This is a genomic window from Sphingomonas sp. UYEF23 (genome assembly GCF_040546165.1).
GTDB classification, from domain to species: Bacteria; Pseudomonadota; Alphaproteobacteria; order Sphingomonadales; family Sphingomonadaceae; genus Sphingomonas; species Sphingomonas glacialis.
On sequence record NZ_JBEPNG010000002.1, the window covers coordinates 114,538 to 129,714 of the forward strand.

The window sequence follows — 15,177 nt, forward strand, 5'->3', positions numbered from 1 at the left end:
TTTCTTTTAGCAGACGCGATTAGGCGTGCTGCAGGTTCACAGCCGACATCTTGCCGCGCTTGTCCTGCTCGAGCTCGTACTGGACGCGCTGGTCCTTATCGAGCGTCGCCATGCCGGCGCGCTCGACGGCCGTGATGTGCACGAACGCGTCTTCGCCGCCGCCTTCAGGTGCGATGAAGCCATAGCCCTTGTCTGCGTTGAAAAACTTTACGGTTCCGATGGTCATAACATGATCCTTCTTGTGGGGCCGACGCGAAGAGCCGCGTCAGCGGTTGCCGAAATCAGCAGAGAAAGAAGGAAGATGGTGCCGCAAAGCGCCCTAGACCGTCGATTTGCGAACTGTAGCAACGCCTATGTAGGGCAGGTGGCGGGGAATTGCAAATCGCGCTCGAAATCATGCGCGCGCCTCCCTTCAGGGGAGGCGCTAAGACAAAGAAAAAGGGCCGGGGGTTTCCCCGGCCCTCGATCTTGTCGCAAAAATCCCGAAAGATTTAAGCGGCCGAAACCTCGGCGACGTCGACCTTGATGCCGGCGCCCATCGTCGAGCTGACGGCGACCTTCTTGACATACTTGCCCTTGGCGCCGGTCGGCTTGGCCTTGACGATCGCGTCGACCAGTGCGTCGAAGTTCGCGCGCAGGTCTTCCGCCGGGAACGACGCCTTGCCGATGCCCGAGTGGATAATGCCGGCCTTCTCGACGCGGTATTCGATCTGGCCGCCCTTGGCAGCTTCGACCGCGGCCGCGACGTTCATCGTGACCGTGCCGAGCTTCGGGTTCGGCATCAGGCCCTTGGGACCCAGGATCTTGCCGAGACGACCGACGATGCCCATCATGTCCGGGGTCGCGATGCAGCGATCGAAATCGATCGTGCCGCCCTGGACGAGCTCCATCAGGTCTTCCGCACCGACGACGTCGGCGCCAGCGGCACGGGCTTCGTCGGCCTTTGCGCCCTTGGCGAACACGCCAACGCGGACGGTCTTGCCGGTGCCCTTGGGCAGCGTGACGACACCGCGGACCATCTGGTCGGCGTGACGCGGATCGACGCCGAGGTTGAGCGCGACTTCGATCGTCTCGTCGAACTTCGAGGTCGCACCCGACTTGGCGAGGGCGATCGCTTCGTCGATGCCGTGGAGCTTCTCACGATCGAGCGTGATGGCCTTCTGCTTCTTGCTTACGAATGCCATGAGCTCAGCCCTCCACCACTTCGAGGCCCATCGCGCGGGCGCTGCCTTCGATGATCCGCGTCGCGGCTTCGAGATCGTTGGCGTTGAGATCCTTCATCTTCGCGGTCGCGATGTCGGCGAGCTGAGCGCGCGAGATCTTGCCACCCGAAACCTTGCCCGGCTCCTTCGAGCCCGACTTGATGTTGGCGGCCTTCTTGATGAGGTACGATGCCGGCGGCGTCTTGGTCTCGAACGAGAACGAACGGTCGGCATAGACGGTGATCACGGTCGGCAGCGGCGTGCCGACTTCCTGGTCGCCGGTCGATGCGTTGAACGCCTTGCAGAATTCCATGATGTTGACGCCGCGCTGACCCAGCGCAGGGCCGATCGGCGGGGAGGGGTTGGCCTTGCCTGCAGGAACCTGCAGCTTGATATAGCCGGTAATCTTTTTTGCCATGTGGCGGTCTCACTCTCTTTCAAGTTTAGCGGTCCTGACGGCGGGGCCATAACTCCGCCTCCCGCGATTCCCTGGCATGCTGCCGGGGAAGGCGGGGCGCATAGCCGAAAGCGGTGCCCGAGGCAAATCGGAAGCGCGCGCTCGGGACGTGGCGGCACGACAATTGTACGCCGCCGATGCCGCAATTTGTGTTATACCGCGCGATCATCGAGCTTCTTGGCGTCCGATGACTGAGAGTTTTGCGCTCCCGCCGTGACCGGGAACGATTCATGACAGACACCCTCCAGCGATTGCTGGTCAAGCTGAAGCGACGCAGTCGGTTCGACGCTGCTGACGAGGCGGCGTTGCTGGGGCTGCCCTTCACCGTCAAGACGCTCGAGCCGGGCCACTATCTCGTCCGTCAGGGTGAGCGCGCAGACTTCACCTGCGTGCTGCTCGAGGGCTTCGCCTATCGCCAGAAGATCGTCGGCGACGGCGGGCGGCAGATTATCGCGCTGCAAGTGCCGGGCGACGCGGTCGATCTGCAGAACTCGCTGCTCAAGATCGCCGATCACAGCGTCCAGGCGCTGACCGCGATCACGATGGCGCGGATCCCGCGCGTCGACTTGCTTGATATCGCGGCACGATACCCCGCGATCGCGCACGCCTTCTGGCTCGACACGCTAGTCGACGGGTCGATTGCATGGGAATGGATCGCCAATATCGGACGGCGCGACGCGCAGATGCGGCTGGCGCATCTGTTGTGCGAATGCGCGGTGCGGCTCGAAGTGGTCAATGCGGCAAGCGGCGACAGCGACACGCTGCCAATGACGCAGGAACAGATCGGCGATGCGCTCGGGCTGACCCCGGTGCACGTCAACCGGATGCTCAAGCTGCTCGAGCAGGACGGGCTGATCGCGCGGCGCGCGCGGACGATCGTGATACTCGACGCGGTGCGGCTGCGCTCAGTGGCCGATTTTCAATCGGCCTATCTGCATTTGAACTTGCTGGAGGATTGAGCCGAGGTCGCGCGTCTCGGCCCGTTATTACCCTCCACCGTCACCCCGGCCTTGTGCCGGGGCCTACCGTACCGCGCGTGCTGCGGTCGTGGTGCGTGTATCCCGGTGGACCCCGGGACGAGCCCGGGGTGACGGGTAAAGACGGAGTCTGGGGGCAGGGACGCGGGAGTAAATCCCGCGTCTTGCGTCGGACGGGTTCGCGTGGCCGCGACCCGCCGGCCGGTCTTGGCCGTCTCGCGGATAGCTTTCGCTATCCGCGTGCGGCCTGCGCCTTACGACTTGCTGCGTTCGACCTGCTCGAATTCGAGCTCGACCGGCGTCGCACGCCCGAAGATCGACACCGACACCTTGACGCGGCTGCGATCGAAATCGAGCTCTTCGACGATGCCGTTGAAGCTTGCGAACGGACCGTCGAGCACCTTGACCGAATCGCCGATCTCGAAGTCGACCTTGACCTTCTGCTTGGGCGCGGCAGCGGCGGCTTCGTCCTTGGTGCTGAGCATCCGCGCCGCTTCCGATTCCGGAATCGCCTGCGGCTTGCCGTTCGGCCCGAGGAAGCCGGTCACCTTCGGGGTGTTCTTGACGAGGTGATAGACGTCGTCGTTCATGTTGAGCTTGGCGAGCACGTAGCCCGGCATGAACTTGCGCTCGACGAGGATCTTCTTGCCGCGGCGCGCCTCGGTGATCGTCTCGGTCGGGACTTCGATCTGCTCGACGAGCTGCTCGAGGCCCATGCGGGTCGCCTCGGCCATGATCGAATCGCGGACCTTGCCCTCGAAACCCGAATACGCGTGAATGATGTACCAGCGTGCCATGTGTCTTTTACCTAGATTATTTGGCGAGGCTGAGCAGCAGGTGGACGATCGCCTCGAAGCCGGTGTCGACGATGAAGAAGAACAGGCCGAGCAGCGTCGTCATGATGACGACCATCACGCCGGTCATGATCGTCTCGCGCCGGGTCGGCCACACGACCTTCTTGGTCTCGGCCTGGACCTGTCGGATGAATTCGAGGGGGGTCGTCTTCGCCACGGTCTGTGCACTCATGTTCTTTTTAGCCGAAACGGACATGGGCCCGCCGTCCGGACCTGCCAAGGCCCGATGACGAGAATTCCCAATTTCGGAATGATAGCGGCGTAGCGCGTGTGCGTTGCGAAATCAAGCGGCGGGCGGGGAGGCGATCACCGGAGTAAATCCGGTGGACTCGTCTGACGGGGTCGCTGTCGCGACCCGCCGGCCGGCCTAGCGCGTCTCGGGATTAGCTTCGCTAATCTCGTGCGCGCGGCGGCTGGCAGGGGAGCTCGGACTCGAACCGAGGGCCTTCGGTTTTGGAGACCGACGCTCTAACCAACTGAGCTACACCCCTATCAGGTGGGCTCGTTTAGCGAGAGGTTGCCTCCGCTGCAAGCACCCTCATGCAGCTTCGCGATTCTGCGCTGCACGCGCCGCCAGGACGCGCGCTTCCTCGACCGGGAGCGGGCGGCCGAAATAATAGCCCTGGACCTTGGTGCAGCCCAATTCCTGGACCATCAGATGCTCGTCCTCGGTCTCGACCCCTTCGGCCGTTGTCGCCATGCCGAGACTCTGCGCGAGTGCGACCACCGCGCGGATGATCGCGATCGCCTCGGGCACCTTCTTCGATGCGCTGATGACGAAGCTGCGGTCGATCTTGATGGTCGAGAAGCGCGTGCGGCTGAGATAGCCGAGCGACGAATAGCCCGTGCCGAAATCGTCGAGGCTCAAGCGCACGCCGAGATCGAGGATTCGCTCGAGCACCTTCACCGCGCCGGTATCGTCGCGCATGAACACGCTTTCGGTCACTTCGAGCTCGAGCCGGCGTGCGGGCAGCCCGCTGTTCGCCAGCGCCGAGGCGACCACCGCGACGAACCCCGGATTGTGGAGCTGTTCGGGCGAGACGTTGACCGCGACGCGGGCGTCGCCCGGCCATTTCGCCGCTTCGGCACATGCCGAGCGCAGCACCCATTCGCCGATCGGCGCAATCAGTCGTGCATCCTCGGCGAGCGGGATGAACTTGACCGGCGAGATCGGCCCGAGCTCGGGATGCGTCCAGCGCACCAGCGCCTCGAACCCCGTCAGTCGGCCGCTCCCGGCATCGACGACCGGCTGGTAGGTGAGGTGCAGCTCGTCATTGGTCAGCGCCTTGCGCAGCGCTTGTTCGAGCACCCGGCGTTCTTCGGCTGCGACGTGGAGCTGTGGTTCGTAATGGTGGAATTTGCCGCCGCCGGCGTCCTTCGAGCGGTACAGCGCAAGGTCGGCCGAGCGAATCAGCATCTCGGTGGTGCGGCCATCGCGCGGGCCGGTCGCGACGCCGACGCTTGCGCCGGTGTAGAGGGTGTGATGATCGATATCGTACGGGCGGGCGAGTGCATCGACGATCGTCTGCGCGAGCGTCTCGAGTCGTTGCGTATCGCTCGCGTCGCGCACCACGACTGCGAATTCATCGCCGCCAAGCCGTCCGATGACTTCGTTCGCGCCCATCAGCGTCGTGAGGCGTTCGGCGACACGGCTCAGCAAGCGGTCGCCGATCGGGTGACCCAGCGTGTCGTTGACCGCCTTGAAGCGATCGAGGTCGATCATCATGAAGGCGCAGCGACTGCCCCATTTCTCCGCATCGGCCATCGCGTGCGACAGCGCTTCGTTGACGTGGAGGCGGTTGGGCAAGCCGGTGAGCGTGTCGAACCGCGCCATGCGGTTGATCTTGTCGGCCGAGGCGCGCTGTTCGGTGACGTCGGCGCCGACGCCGCGGAAGCCGAGGAATGCACCGTGCTCGTCATAGCGCGGGTTGGCGGCGATTTCGTACCAGCGCTCCTGCTCGGCGACGTTGACCGGCAGCACGAGCCCGCGAAACGCCGTGCGGCCTTTGAGATTTTCGGCAAGCGTGCGCAGCGCAGGCGCGAAACTGCCCGAATCCCAGGTCTTCCCGGCGAGCACTTCGAGCAGCGACTTGCCGTTCACGCCAACGGGGTCGAGCCCGACTGACAAGGCAAAGCGTGGCGAGGCGCGCACGACGCGGCGCGCAGCATCGGTTTCCCACAGCCAGTCGGCGCTCTCGTCCTGCTTCGCTTCGCGCAGCAAAAGGCTGACGGTCTCGTCGCGCTCGGCAAGCGCGATCTCGCCCGAGCGGATGAGCACGAGCGAACGCGCCCGCGTGAAGCAGCCGATCATCAGCAGCGTGGTGAACAAGGCGACCGAGGCGGCAAGGACCGGGCCGGCGATGCGCAGGACCATGACCGAAATCGCCAGGCCGAGGATGCCGAGAAAACTCAACGTCGCGAGCGGGAGTGCCGCCATTGCGACAGCGGATGCGGTCATCAGCACCGACAGCACGATCCACAGCCCGAGCGCCGTGCCGACGTCGGGGTTGAACCCGAACGCGAGCGGCGGGACCGACCAGATTGTGGCGAGCGCGATGCCCTCGATCACGGTGTCGCGCACGGCGGCGAGCGTCGCCGCGCCGCGCTGCTTGGCGGCAAGCCGGCGGAAGGTGATCGCGACCGAAATCGCGGCGACCACCGCACCCCAGCAAGCGAGCGCCCAAAGCGGTGCGCTTCGCTGGAGAATCAGTGTGACCATCGCTGCACCGATCACGTTGGCGGCGAGCAAGAACAGCGCCAACTGCCCACCGGCATGGACTTGCGCCGCGCGGATCGGCGCCCAATCGGTGGTGTCCGCCGGATCGTACAGCCCAAGCAGTGCTCGCGCGTCGATATGCGGCTTGGCGAATTGGGATGTGTTTTCGGTGCTCACGCGCCCGCTATACCGCAAGGAGCCTTACCGGAAGGTTAGGCGCAGGCGTTTGCCGGGGAGGGGCGCGGCGTATCCGCGCGCGCCCTATCCGCAGCGGCGGGGCTTACGCCGCCAGGTCGTACGGCTTGATATCGCCGTTGAGATAGAGGTTGCGCGCCTTGGCGCGGCTGAGCTTGCCCGAGCTGGTGCGCGGCAGCGTGCGCGGCGGGATCAGTTCGATCACGCAGTTCATGCCCGTCACCGAGCGGACGCGCTCGCGGATTTCCTCGCGCAGCCGGACGCGCTCGGCATCGTCCGAGCTGCGGCACTGGACGAGCACCGCGGGGGTTTCCTCGCCGCCCGGCGTGGTGATCGCAAAGGCCGCGATGTCGCCGGCCTTGAAACCGGGGAGCTGCTCGACCGCCCATTCGATGTCCTGCGGCCAGTGGTTGCGGCCGTTGATGATGATCATGTCCTTGGCGCGACCGACGATGTAGACATAGCCGTCGCTGAGATACCCCATGTCGCCGGTGTCGAGCCAGCCGTCGACGAGGCACGCGTCGGTCGAAGCCTGGTCGCGGAAATAGCCGACCATCACCGAGGGGCCCGAGCACCACAATTTGCCGATCGCGCGCTCGGGAAGCGGGGTGCCGTCCTCCTCGCGGATCTCGACCTTCATGTCGCGCACCGGCTTGCCGCAATTGACGATCGCGCGGTAGCGCTGCGGCCGGTCCTCGCCGGCGGCGACGCCCGAAAGCTGCGTTTCCTCGACCAGCTCGACGCGGATGCCTTCGGTCGGGGGCATGATCGAGACGGCGAGCGTCGCTTCGGCCAGGCCGTAGCTCGGCAGGAAGGCGCTCGCCTTGAAGCCGGCATCGGCGAAGGCGTCGACGAAGCTTTGCATCACGTCGGGGCGGATCATGTCGGCGCCATTGCCCGCGAGCCGCCAGCGCGACAGGTCGAAGCGCTCGGATGCCTTGGTTTGGCTCGACATGCGGCGTGCGCAAATGTCGTAGCCGAAGGTCGGCGAATAGCTGATCGAGGTGCCCGGGTTGCGGCTGATCATGTCGAGCCACGCGAGCGGACGCCGCGCGAAATCCTCGGTCTTGAGATAATCGGTCGAGACCTGGTTGGCGACCGGCGAGAGGAAGCAGCCGACCAGCCCCATGTCGTGATACCAGGGCAACCACGAGATGCAGCGATCGCCGGCGATGAGCTGCATGCCATGCGCGTGCGCCGCGAGATTGTTGAGCAAGGCGTGGTGCGTGATCGCGACGCCGTGCGGAAAGCGCGTCGAGCCGCTCGAATATTGCAGATAGGCGATGTCGTCGCCCTTGGCCTGCGGCAGCGCGACGTCGGGCGCGGCGCGCATCGCGAGCTCCGACCAGTCGATGCCGGTGATGCCCGCGACCGTCGCAGCGTCGGCGCCCATCTGCGCGAGCTCGGGCGGGTAGATCAGCAGGGTGGGATCACAGCTGGTGAGCTGGACGCGCAATTGCTCGATATACGAATCGCGGCCGCCGAACGATGTCGGCAGCGGCAGCGGGACGGGCCACGCGCCAGCATAGATGACGCCGAAGAAAAGCGCGGCGAATTCGGGGCTGGTCTCGGCGACGACGGCGATGCGGTCCTCGGGCCGGATTCCCGATGCGATGAGGCGACGCGCGACGACCTGCGCATCCTCGCGCAGTTCGGCGAACGGATAGGGCCGCGCGAGCGCGCCGCGGGCATCATGAAAATTCAGGCCACGGACGCCGGTTGCGGCATAATCGAGCGCTGCCCCCAGCGTTTCGAAATCGGCAAAACGACGCAAAAGCGTGTCTTCGGTCGGCGTCGCGAGCAGGGCAGGCGGAGCGGCTGCACCCTTCCGCTCGTCCGACTGCGTATCTATCGTCTTGAAATTCATTGGTCTTTGCGCCCTTGATCGCGGCATCCTGCGTTGGCCGCGCCTCTGTGTCTCGTCTTCAGCACGCACCCCTGCTTATGCCAAGCGTTCAAAATCGGGACCGACTATGGCACAATGATGGCGTCATGCACGATCCAGCCCCGAAACGATCCGCTCGCAAAGAGATACGCGTTGCGCCGCCGTTAGATGCGGCGGCGCTCGAACGGCTCGCTTTGCGCTATGTCGAGCGCTTTGCGACGACGCGTGCCCGGTTGACGGCGTACCTCGTCCGCAAGATCCGCGAACGCGGCTGGGCCGGGGCGCACACGGCGCCCGAAGCGCTCGCCGAAAAGCTCGCCGAACTCGGCTATATCGACGATCGCGCCTTTGGCGAGGCGCGCGCCGCGGCGATGGGTCGGCGGGGCTTGGGCAAGCGGCGCGTGACGGGCGCACTGCACCATGACGGGATCGACGACGCCGATAGCGCCGCGATCGTTCCCGCGGTTGAGGAGCGCGCTCTCGAGACCGCGCTGGCGTTTGCGCGCCGCAAGCGGATCGGCCCGTTCGCGCTGGCGCAGGCCGAGAGGCCACTCCGCGAAAAGCATATCGCCGCGATGATTCGCGCTGGCCATGACTATGCCCTTGCCCGACGGATTGCCGCGATGGCCCCCGGCGAAGTTTTCGATACGCTCAGCTAATGAATCCTGTATAGTTCAAATAAAAGTACCGGTTCGGACCGAAGGGCGGAAGATATTGCTTCGCGCTCAGACCGTGCTTATTATTGTGCCGGGGGAAGTGGCGATGCGCAACGAAACGATTCCGGCGCTTGGGGCGCTGGATTGGAAAGAAGAGATGGAGTTTTCCGGCGCAGAGTCGTCGGATTCCGCGCGCGTCTATACTGGCGTGCTCAAATGGTTCGATATGACGCGGGGGTTCGGCTTTCTCGTCGCGGACGATGCGTCGGTCGGCGACATCCTGATCCATTTTTCGGTGCTGCGCCCGCATAACCGCCGCAGCCTGCCCGAGGGCGCGCGGCTCGAATGCCTCGCCGGAATGCGCGACCGTGGCTTGCAGGCGACCGAAATCCTGTCGATCGACCTTTCCAACGCGATCGAGCCGCTCCAGCGCCCGCGCAGCGACGCGCTGCGGAACGATGTGCTCGGCTTGCTCGACCAGGCCGGGCCGTTTGAACCGGTGACGGTGAAATGGTTCAATCGTCTCAAGGGCTATGGTTTCCTGATGCGCGATGGCGATTCGGGCGATATCTTCGTCCATGTCGAAACGCTGCGGCGCGCAGGCTTTGCCGAGGTCGAGCCCGGCCAACGGTTGCGCGCAAGGATGAGCGCGGGCGACAAGGGGCCGCTTGCGGTAGCGGTCGAAGAGGAAGGCTGAGCGTACCCATGGTTGTTACAAACGCGCGCGCGGCTGCGCTCGCTTTGGTGTTCGCGACCGCTGGATGCAGCGCGGCGCCCACGACTCAAGCTGCCGAGGCGCCCGCCGGGACGATCGCGCTGACGATCGCCAGCAGCAACGGCACGCACGCCTTTGCGGTCGAACTCGCCAAGACCGAGGAAGCGCAGCAGCGCGGGCTGATGTTCCGCACCGACATTCCGCTCGATGGCGGGATGCTGTTCGCGCCGTACCCGCCCAAGGGGCCGCCGCGCGAGGCGAGCTTCTGGATGAAGAACACCCCGAGCCCGCTCGACATCCTGTTCATCCGCCCCGACGGGACGATCGCGCGGATCGCCGAAAACACCGTCCCGCAATCCGAAGCGCAGATCCCCTCGGGCGAGCCGGTCAGCGCGGTGCTCGAGCTGCGGGGCGGACGCGCGCTCGATCTGGGGATCAGCGAGGGCGATCATGTCAGCTGGCAAGGGCGCCCGGCGAAGTGATCGCGGTTGAAGGCGGCGCGAGCCCGCGCTAAGCGCTACGCCATGGGCATCAATCTCAATCCTTTCACGTGGTGGACCGGCGCGAGCTGGGGCACGGCATTCGGTCTGCGCGGCAAGGCGCGTGTCGGCGAAGACGCGCTCGGCAACGTCTATTACGAGGGCGGTGCCGACACCGCGGGCAACCCGCGGCGCTGGGTGATCTATAACGGCGTCAACGATGCCAGCCGCGTGCCGCCCGAATGGTTTGGCTGGCTGCACCATCAGGTCGCCGATGTCCCCTCGCGCGCGCTGCCCGCGCCGCGCGCCTGGCAGATCCCCGCCGAGCCCAATCTGACGGGCACGCTTGCTGCGTATCGGCCGAGCGGTGCGCTTGAAAAGGGCGGCGTGCGCGCCGCCGCGACGGGCGATTACGAAGCCTGGACCCCCGACGCGTGATTCGCCGCGCGTTGGTGGGCGTGGTGCTGGCGTCGCTGGCGGTAACCGCCTGCGGCCCGACCAAGACCGCCGCGCCGACGCAGCAGCCGACTCCCGAGACCGCGCTCGACGCCGACACCAGCGCTGCCAATATCGTGACGGTCGATGTCGGTGGCGGCGTCGACCCAAGCTTCGGCGCGACGCCGATGGCGCAGCGCGTCGCGACGCTCGGGCTGCTCAACAAGCGCAACGGCGTGGCGCGCGACGTGATGCTCAAGCCCGGTACTGCGGTGCGCGTCGGCGATGTCGTGATCCGGCTGCGCGCGTGCGAGCAGACCGCGCCGTGGGAGCAGGAGCATTATACCGGGGCGTTCGTCCAGCTCGACGTGCAGGGCACCGACAAGGTGTGGCGCCGTCCGTTCTCGGGCTGGCTGTTCAAGGAACGGCCCGCGCTTAACGTCGTGCCGCACCCGATTTACGATGTCTGGGTCAAGAGCTGCGCGATGACCTTCCCCGAAGGCGGACCCGAGTCGGTTTCCGGCGGCGGTCCGGCCGAGTCGAGCGCGAAGCCGCGGTCGAGTGCGAAGAAATCGGCGACCGAGACCGACGAAGCCGATGAGCCGATCGCCGAGGATACCGCGGGCGACAGCAACGCGAGGTAGTCCGCGCGGCTGATCTCGACCGCCCCCAACGAGGCGAGATGATCGGTCATGAACTGGCAATCGAGCAAGCTGAACCCGCCGACGCGCAGCCGCGCGACGAGCCACGCGATCGCGACCTTCGAGGCGTCGCGCGCGCGGCTGACCATGCTCTCGCCGAAAAACGCGTGGCCGAGCGCGAGCCCGTAAAGCCCGCCGACCAGCGTCTCGCCGTCCCAGACTTCGATCGAATGCGCAAAGCCGAGCGTGTGGAGCGTGTTGAAAACCTGTTCGATCGGCCCGTTGATCCAGGTGTCGGGGCGATCCTCGGCCGATTCGGCGCACAAGCGCAGGATGTCGGGAAAGGCGCGGTCGGCGGTGACGCGGTAGCGCTCGGCGGCGATCGTCTTGCGCAGCGATTTCGAGAGGTGGAAACCGTCGAGCGGGAGGATCGCGCGGTCGTTGGGCTCGACCCAATAGACGTCGTCGATGTCGCGCCCATCGGCCATCGGGAAGACGCCGACCGAATAGGCGCCGAGCACGAGATTGGGGTCGAGCGGCGTGACGCGCGGTCTCACGCGGCGAGGCGGCGCTCGATCGCCTGCCACAGACTGGCAAACGCCTGCGCCCCCGCCGAACGTGGCGCGAAGCTGCCGACCGCTTCGCGACGCACGGTGACTTGCTCGACCTGGCTCGCCATCGGGATCACCGGCCAGTCGGGGTGCCGCGCGATCGCATCGGCGTGGAGCTTGCGGCGGCGGTCGACCATCGAATGGACCGGCATGACCTCGACCTTGGCGCCGAGATGCTTGACCACTTCGGCAAGCGCGCGTTCGGACAAAGGCGAGGGGATGACGGGAACGACGATCAAATCGGCGGCGCGCATCACCTGATCGCTCGTCTCGGTCAGGCCGGGCGGGCAATCGAGCAGCACGCGGTCATAATTCTTGCGCAGCCCGACGAGCAGTTTCTGCAGCCGCTTCTTCTTGTCGAGTTCGTGGAACAGGAGATCGAGCCCGCGCAGCGAGGCATCGGCGGCGAGCAGGTCGAGCCGCGCGACGGCGGTCTGCTCGATCAGCTTTTCGGGTTCGACATCCTTGGCGAAGACCGATTGCGCTTGTTCGCGCGGCTTGGTGCCGGCGGCGCGGTTCGACAGGAGAAAGCTCGAGGCGGCTTGCGGGTCGAGATCCCACAACAGCGTCCGGCGCGACGACAGCGTGGCCGCGCACCAGGCGAGGTTCACCGTCAGCGTCGTTTTGCCGACGCCACCCTTGAGGCTGTAGATCGCGATCGTCGACATGAAGGGTCCTTATCGTATCGAACGACCCATCGTGGCCAATCGCCGCGGCAGAGGCAAGGTTTGGAGGACGGAAAGCCCCGCCCCCGAGGGAGGAGGGGCGTTCCGTGAAAGGATCAGATGTCGCAGAGCTGGGCAGGCTTGCCCGGCTGCGTGAGCGTGACGGCCTTGGGGTTGCCCGTCAGCACATAGCCATCGGCCTTGAGCGGATCGCCAGCCTTTTCGGCGGTGAGCTTGACCGGGGTCGCGTCGGGCTTCGACTTGACCAGCACTTGCTTGTCGCCTTCGAAGAAGGTGACGTAGACGAGGCTGTTGTCCTTGCAGCGCAGCGTCGCTTCGGACTTGATCGCGGGCGGCAGCTCGACCGGCGCCTTGTTGGCGAGGACCGACGCCATCGGGTCGGGCGTGACCGAGGTCACTTCGGTCGGCTTGCTGTCGCAGGCCGAAAGGGCAAGGAGCGCGAACGCGGCGGCGGGGAGGAGTCGAGTGGTCATGCCAACGGCTTCGCGCACGCAACATTGTGCGTCAAGAGGGTAGTGTTACTGCGACGTACACTTTCTTGCGTTGCAATAATTCGGTCATCCGAGGTTCATCTTCATTCATGAAACTCATCAAGATCCGGGATTCTGCCAAAGGCGATCTTGGTTCCGATGCGGTCGATTCGCTCGCCGTGCTGCGGGCCGAGGCTGACCGCGTTGCGCCCGAACTTCTCGTTGATCCGGTCCATCGCGCGGCTGAGCGCGAGCGTGCGGGTTTCGCGTGCGAGCGGGTCGTCGGGGTCGAGCAGGCCGAACAGCGAATCCTGTTCGCCAGCGACAGGTTCGATCTCGGCAAGCGTCACACCGACCATGCGGATCTGGAAATCGCCGGGCCGCGTCCGGCCCGCCGCGATCAGCCGGGGAAAGAGCGATTCCAGCGCTGCGAGCACGACGAAGCTGTCCTGCGTCGCTGGCAGCTTGACCGACGTGCGCCAGCTCGACTTGTCGTCCTCGAAGCGCGCGTGGAGCACGAGGAGCCGCGCGCGGCACTGCTTGCGGCGCAACCGGCTGGTCGCCTTGAAGGCGAGCCGGCGTGCGGTGAGGCGGACGGGCACGACGCCGCGCTTGCCCGGCGAGAGCACGTGGCTGTGGCCGATGCTGCGGCTTTGCGTCGCCTTTTCGGGCAGATCGACGCCGTGGAGCTGGTACCACAGCCGATCGCCATTGGTGCCGCCCCACGCGGTGCCGGCGTCGCGCGGGCGGCGTTCGCAATATTGCCGGATGTCGTTGATCCCGTCCTGCGCGAGCCGCCGCTCCATCTTCGCGCCGATGCCGCTGATGTCGCGGAGCTGCAGGTCGTAGAGCCGCTGCGGCAAGCTCGCGGCTTCGAGCACGACGAGCCCGTCGGGCTTCTGCATGTCCGACGCGAGCTTGGCGAGCAGCCGGTTGGGGGCGATGCCGACCGAGCTCGTCAGGCATTCGCCGACATGCGCTAGGATCCCGGCCTTGATCCGCCGTGCGAGCGCGGTGGCGTCGGCGACGCTGTTTTCATTGTCGAGCAGGCGGCAGGCGACCTCGTCGATCGAGCAGACCTTGGTGACGGGGATATGCTTCCAGATCTCGGCGACGATCGCCTCGTGGAATTCGACATATTTGTCGTGGCGGGCGGGGACGACGATCAGCTCGCGGCACAACCGCTTCGCTTCCCAGACGGGCGTGCCGGTGCGGATGCCGAAGCGCTTGGCCTGGATGCTCGCGGCGATCGCGACGGTGGTATCGCTGTCGACGGGCGCGACGAGGATCGGCTTGCCGCGCAATTCGGGCGCGAGCTGTTGCTCGACGGCTGCGAAATAGCTGTTGAGATCGAGGAACAGCCAGCGCAGCGGCCGCGGCGGAAAAACGTGCGCGTCGCGCCCCGGGGGCGCCTCACAGGGAGGCGCGGCGGCGCGCTCGCGGCCGATTTCCGCTCCGTAGGAATCGGCGGCGCGCTGAGCGGCGGACTCGGGAGCGGTCGTGAACATTTCAGGAACATATCACGCGCTGCATGCCGGGAACAGGGGCTGCAATAGGCTCTCCCCGTATGCACGGGGCAGGGGAGGCACGCGATCGTCCGGGCGATGCGATCATGGAGATCGGCGAGAGTCTTCTCGTCATGGCCACCACAACATCCTCGATCCCGCCGAGCCGCACCGCGGGCTACCGCTGATGCGGTGGGTCTCACTGATCAGCCGCGCCATTTTCTTGTACAATCGCGCGTTCAGCAATTCGGACGGAGCGCCGGGCAGGGCTTGCAACGGGCGCGGGGAAGGATAGCATCGACGCCATGGCGCATCCGATCACCCGCTTCGCCGACTTCTGGCCGTATTACCTGCGCGAGCATGCGCGGCCGCAGACCCGCGCGCTGCATTACGCGGGTACTGGGCTGACGTTCCTGTTCCTCGCGGTCGCGCTGCAATGGGGCGGATGGTGGTGGCTGGCGGTGCCGATCGCGGGCTACGGCTTTGCCTGGGGCGCGCATTTCGGCGTCGAGAAGAACCGCCCGGCGACCTTCACCTATCCGCTCTGGTCGCTCGCGAGCGATTACCGGATGTTCTTCCTGTGGCTGAGTGGACGGCTGCGTCCGCATCTGCGCGCGGCGGGGGTAGCCTAGCGCGGTTGCTGGCCGCGACGATGTCGGCGTAGGCGCTCTTCTGTCTGCTCTGTCTGCGAGA

18 protein-coding genes, 1 tRNA gene and 1 pseudogene are annotated in these 15,177 nt (G+C 65.9%); 8 read left to right on the forward strand and 12 right to left on the reverse strand.

The genetic code is table 11. The features are described 5' to 3' along the window. Window positions 1-19: 19 nt before the first annotated feature. The 3 genes from ABIB28_RS03670 to rplK form a co-directional block, all read right to left on the reverse strand. Complete coding sequence (locus ABIB28_RS03670; RefSeq protein ID WP_133190054.1) at window positions 20-226, reverse strand: cold-shock protein; 207 nt, start codon at window positions 224-226, stop codon at window positions 20-22. A 265-nt stretch (window positions 227-491) separates the two neighbouring features. Continuing rightward, window positions 492-1,184 (reverse strand): 50S ribosomal protein L1, encoded by a 693-nt coding sequence (gene rplA, locus ABIB28_RS03675; RefSeq protein ID WP_133190052.1) that lies wholly within the window; start codon window positions 1,182-1,184, stop codon window positions 492-494. Window positions 1,185-1,188: 4 nt separating this feature from the next. Beyond that, window positions 1,189-1,620 carry a 50S ribosomal protein L11 gene (gene rplK / locus ABIB28_RS03680; RefSeq protein WP_133190050.1) on the reverse strand — a complete coding sequence of 144 codons (432 nt, stop codon included), beginning with the start codon at window positions 1,618-1,620 and terminating at the stop codon, window positions 1,189-1,191. Between the two features lie 269 nt (window positions 1,621-1,889). Here rplK and ABIB28_RS03685 point away from each other — a divergent pair, with 269 nt between their 5' ends. Continuing rightward, window positions 1,890-2,618: a Crp/Fnr family transcriptional regulator gene (locus ABIB28_RS03685; RefSeq protein WP_133190048.1), complete on the forward strand. Its 729-nt coding sequence runs from the start codon at window positions 1,890-1,892 to the stop codon at window positions 2,616-2,618. A 272-nt stretch (window positions 2,619-2,890) separates the two neighbouring features. Here ABIB28_RS03685 and nusG read toward each other — a convergent pair whose 3' ends face one another. The 5 genes from nusG to ABIB28_RS03710 form a co-directional block, all read right to left on the reverse strand. Further along, on the reverse strand, window positions 2,891-3,433 hold the full coding sequence (nusG, locus tag ABIB28_RS03690; RefSeq protein WP_010185156.1) for a transcription termination/antitermination protein NusG: 543 nt from the start codon (window positions 3,431-3,433) through the stop codon (window positions 2,891-2,893). A 16-nt stretch (window positions 3,434-3,449) separates the two neighbouring features. Beyond that, window positions 3,450-3,647: a preprotein translocase subunit SecE gene (gene secE / locus ABIB28_RS03695; RefSeq protein WP_029625164.1), complete on the reverse strand. Its 198-nt coding sequence runs from the start codon at window positions 3,645-3,647 to the stop codon at window positions 3,450-3,452. A gap of 257 nt (window positions 3,648-3,904) precedes the next feature. Then, window positions 3,905-3,981: transfer RNA gene (locus tag ABIB28_RS03700), tRNA-Trp, on the reverse strand. A gap of 47 nt (window positions 3,982-4,028) precedes the next feature. Continuing rightward, on the reverse strand, window positions 4,029-6,383 hold the full coding sequence (locus ABIB28_RS03705; protein WP_322160508.1) for a putative bifunctional diguanylate cyclase/phosphodiesterase: 2,355 nt from the start codon (window positions 6,381-6,383) through the stop codon (window positions 4,029-4,031). Window positions 6,384-6,486: 103 nt separating this feature from the next. Continuing rightward, window positions 6,487-8,268: a fatty acyl-AMP ligase gene (locus ABIB28_RS03710; protein ID WP_354286484.1), complete on the reverse strand. Its 1,782-nt coding sequence runs from the start codon at window positions 8,266-8,268 to the stop codon at window positions 6,487-6,489. Window positions 8,269-8,393: 125 nt separating this feature from the next. Here ABIB28_RS03710 and ABIB28_RS03715 point away from each other — a divergent pair, with 125 nt between their 5' ends. The 5 genes and pseudogenes from ABIB28_RS03715 to ABIB28_RS03735 form a co-directional block, all read left to right on the forward strand. Then, entirely contained in the window at window positions 8,394-8,945 is a 552-nt protein-coding gene (locus tag ABIB28_RS03715; protein WP_354286486.1) for a regulatory protein RecX, read from the forward strand. A gap of 103 nt (window positions 8,946-9,048) precedes the next feature. Continuing rightward, on the forward strand, window positions 9,049-9,639 hold the full coding sequence (locus ABIB28_RS03720) for a cold-shock protein (protein WP_438810916.1): 591 nt from the start codon (window positions 9,049-9,051) through the stop codon (window positions 9,637-9,639). Window positions 9,640-9,647: 8 nt separating this feature from the next. Beyond that, window positions 9,648-10,139 carry a DUF192 domain-containing protein gene (locus tag ABIB28_RS03725; protein ID WP_354286488.1) on the forward strand — a complete coding sequence of 164 codons (492 nt, stop codon included), beginning with the start codon at window positions 9,648-9,650 and terminating at the stop codon, window positions 10,137-10,139. Between the two features lie 42 nt (window positions 10,140-10,181). After that, window positions 10,182-10,574, forward strand: coding sequence for an NADH:ubiquinone oxidoreductase subunit NDUFA12 (locus ABIB28_RS03730; protein WP_133190040.1), 393 nt, complete (start codon window positions 10,182-10,184; stop codon window positions 10,572-10,574). Between the two features lie 248 nt (window positions 10,575-10,822). Next, window positions 10,823-10,993, forward strand: a pseudogene (locus ABIB28_RS03735) (DUF2155 domain-containing protein); the annotation flags it as partial. A gap of 35 nt (window positions 10,994-11,028) precedes the next feature. Here ABIB28_RS03735 and aat read toward each other — a convergent pair. From aat to ABIB28_RS03755, 4 genes are all read right to left on the reverse strand, one after another. Beyond that, window positions 11,029-11,769, reverse strand: coding sequence for a leucyl/phenylalanyl-tRNA--protein transferase (gene aat, locus ABIB28_RS03740; protein WP_133190038.1), 741 nt, complete (start codon window positions 11,767-11,769; stop codon window positions 11,029-11,031). Further along, window positions 11,766-12,491, reverse strand: coding sequence for a ParA family protein (locus ABIB28_RS03745; protein ID WP_189675492.1), 726 nt, complete (start codon window positions 12,489-12,491; stop codon window positions 11,766-11,768). The genes aat and ABIB28_RS03745 overlap by 4 nt, the downstream gene beginning before the upstream one ends. A gap of 113 nt (window positions 12,492-12,604) precedes the next feature. Continuing rightward, the gene (locus ABIB28_RS03750; protein ID WP_133190034.1) at window positions 12,605-12,982 is read right to left on the reverse strand and encodes a hypothetical protein; all 378 of its coding nucleotides are present in this window, start codon (window positions 12,980-12,982) and stop codon (window positions 12,605-12,607) included. Window positions 12,983-13,083: 101 nt separating this feature from the next. Continuing rightward, window positions 13,084-14,487 carry a Y-family DNA polymerase gene (locus ABIB28_RS03755; protein WP_354286491.1) on the reverse strand — a complete coding sequence of 468 codons (1,404 nt, stop codon included), beginning with the start codon at window positions 14,485-14,487 and terminating at the stop codon, window positions 13,084-13,086. Between the two features lie 59 nt (window positions 14,488-14,546). Here ABIB28_RS03755 and ABIB28_RS03760 point away from each other — a divergent pair, with 59 nt between their 5' ends. Next, window positions 14,547-14,672: a hypothetical protein gene (locus ABIB28_RS03760; protein ID WP_354286493.1), complete on the forward strand. Its 126-nt coding sequence runs from the start codon at window positions 14,547-14,549 to the stop codon at window positions 14,670-14,672. Window positions 14,673-14,789: 117 nt separating this feature from the next. Then, window positions 14,790-15,116: an Mpo1-like protein gene (locus ABIB28_RS03765; RefSeq protein ID WP_354286495.1), complete on the forward strand. Its 327-nt coding sequence runs from the start codon at window positions 14,790-14,792 to the stop codon at window positions 15,114-15,116. Window positions 15,117-15,177 lie beyond the last annotated feature (61 nt).

Bases quoted from the DNA above. Each gene is read 5' to 3' on its own strand.
- ABIB28_RS03670 (WP_133190054.1), bottom strand. From the start codon at position 226: ATGACCATCGGAACCGTAAAGTTTTTCAACGCAGACAAGGGCTATGGC.
- rplA (WP_133190052.1), bottom strand. From the start codon at position 1,184: ATGGCATTCGTAAGCAAGAAGCAGAAGGCCATCACGCTCGATCGTGAG.
- rplK (WP_133190050.1), bottom strand. From the start codon at position 1,620: ATGGCAAAAAAGATTACCGGCTATATCAAGCTGCAGGTTCCTGCAGGC.
- ABIB28_RS03685 (WP_133190048.1), top strand. From the start codon at position 1,890: ATGACAGACACCCTCCAGCGATTGCTGGTCAAGCTGAAGCGACGCAGT.
- nusG (WP_010185156.1), bottom strand. From the start codon at position 3,433: ATGGCACGCTGGTACATCATTCACGCGTATTCGGGTTTCGAGGGCAAG.
- ABIB28_RS03710 (WP_354286484.1), bottom strand. From the start codon at position 8,268: ATGAATTTCAAGACGATAGATACGCAGTCGGACGAGCGGAAGGGTGCA.
- ABIB28_RS03715 (WP_354286486.1), top strand. From the start codon at position 8,394: ATGCACGATCCAGCCCCGAAACGATCCGCTCGCAAAGAGATACGCGTT.
- ABIB28_RS03720 (WP_438810916.1), top strand. From the start codon at position 9,049: ATGCGCAACGAAACGATTCCGGCGCTTGGGGCGCTGGATTGGAAAGAA.
- ABIB28_RS03725 (WP_354286488.1), top strand. From the start codon at position 9,648: ATGGTTGTTACAAACGCGCGCGCGGCTGCGCTCGCTTTGGTGTTCGCG.
- ABIB28_RS03730 (WP_133190040.1), top strand. From the start codon at position 10,182: ATGGGCATCAATCTCAATCCTTTCACGTGGTGGACCGGCGCGAGCTGG.
- ABIB28_RS03745 (WP_189675492.1), bottom strand. From the start codon at position 12,491: ATGTCGACGATCGCGATCTACAGCCTCAAGGGTGGCGTCGGCAAAACG.
- ABIB28_RS03750 (WP_133190034.1), bottom strand. From the start codon at position 12,982: ATGACCACTCGACTCCTCCCCGCCGCCGCGTTCGCGCTCCTTGCCCTT.
- ABIB28_RS03755 (WP_354286491.1), bottom strand. From the start codon at position 14,487: ATGTTCACGACCGCTCCCGAGTCCGCCGCTCAGCGCGCCGCCGATTCC.
- ABIB28_RS03760 (WP_354286493.1), top strand. From the start codon at position 14,547: ATGCACGGGGCAGGGGAGGCACGCGATCGTCCGGGCGATGCGATCATG.
- ABIB28_RS03765 (WP_354286495.1), top strand. From the start codon at position 14,790: ATGGCGCATCCGATCACCCGCTTCGCCGACTTCTGGCCGTATTACCTG.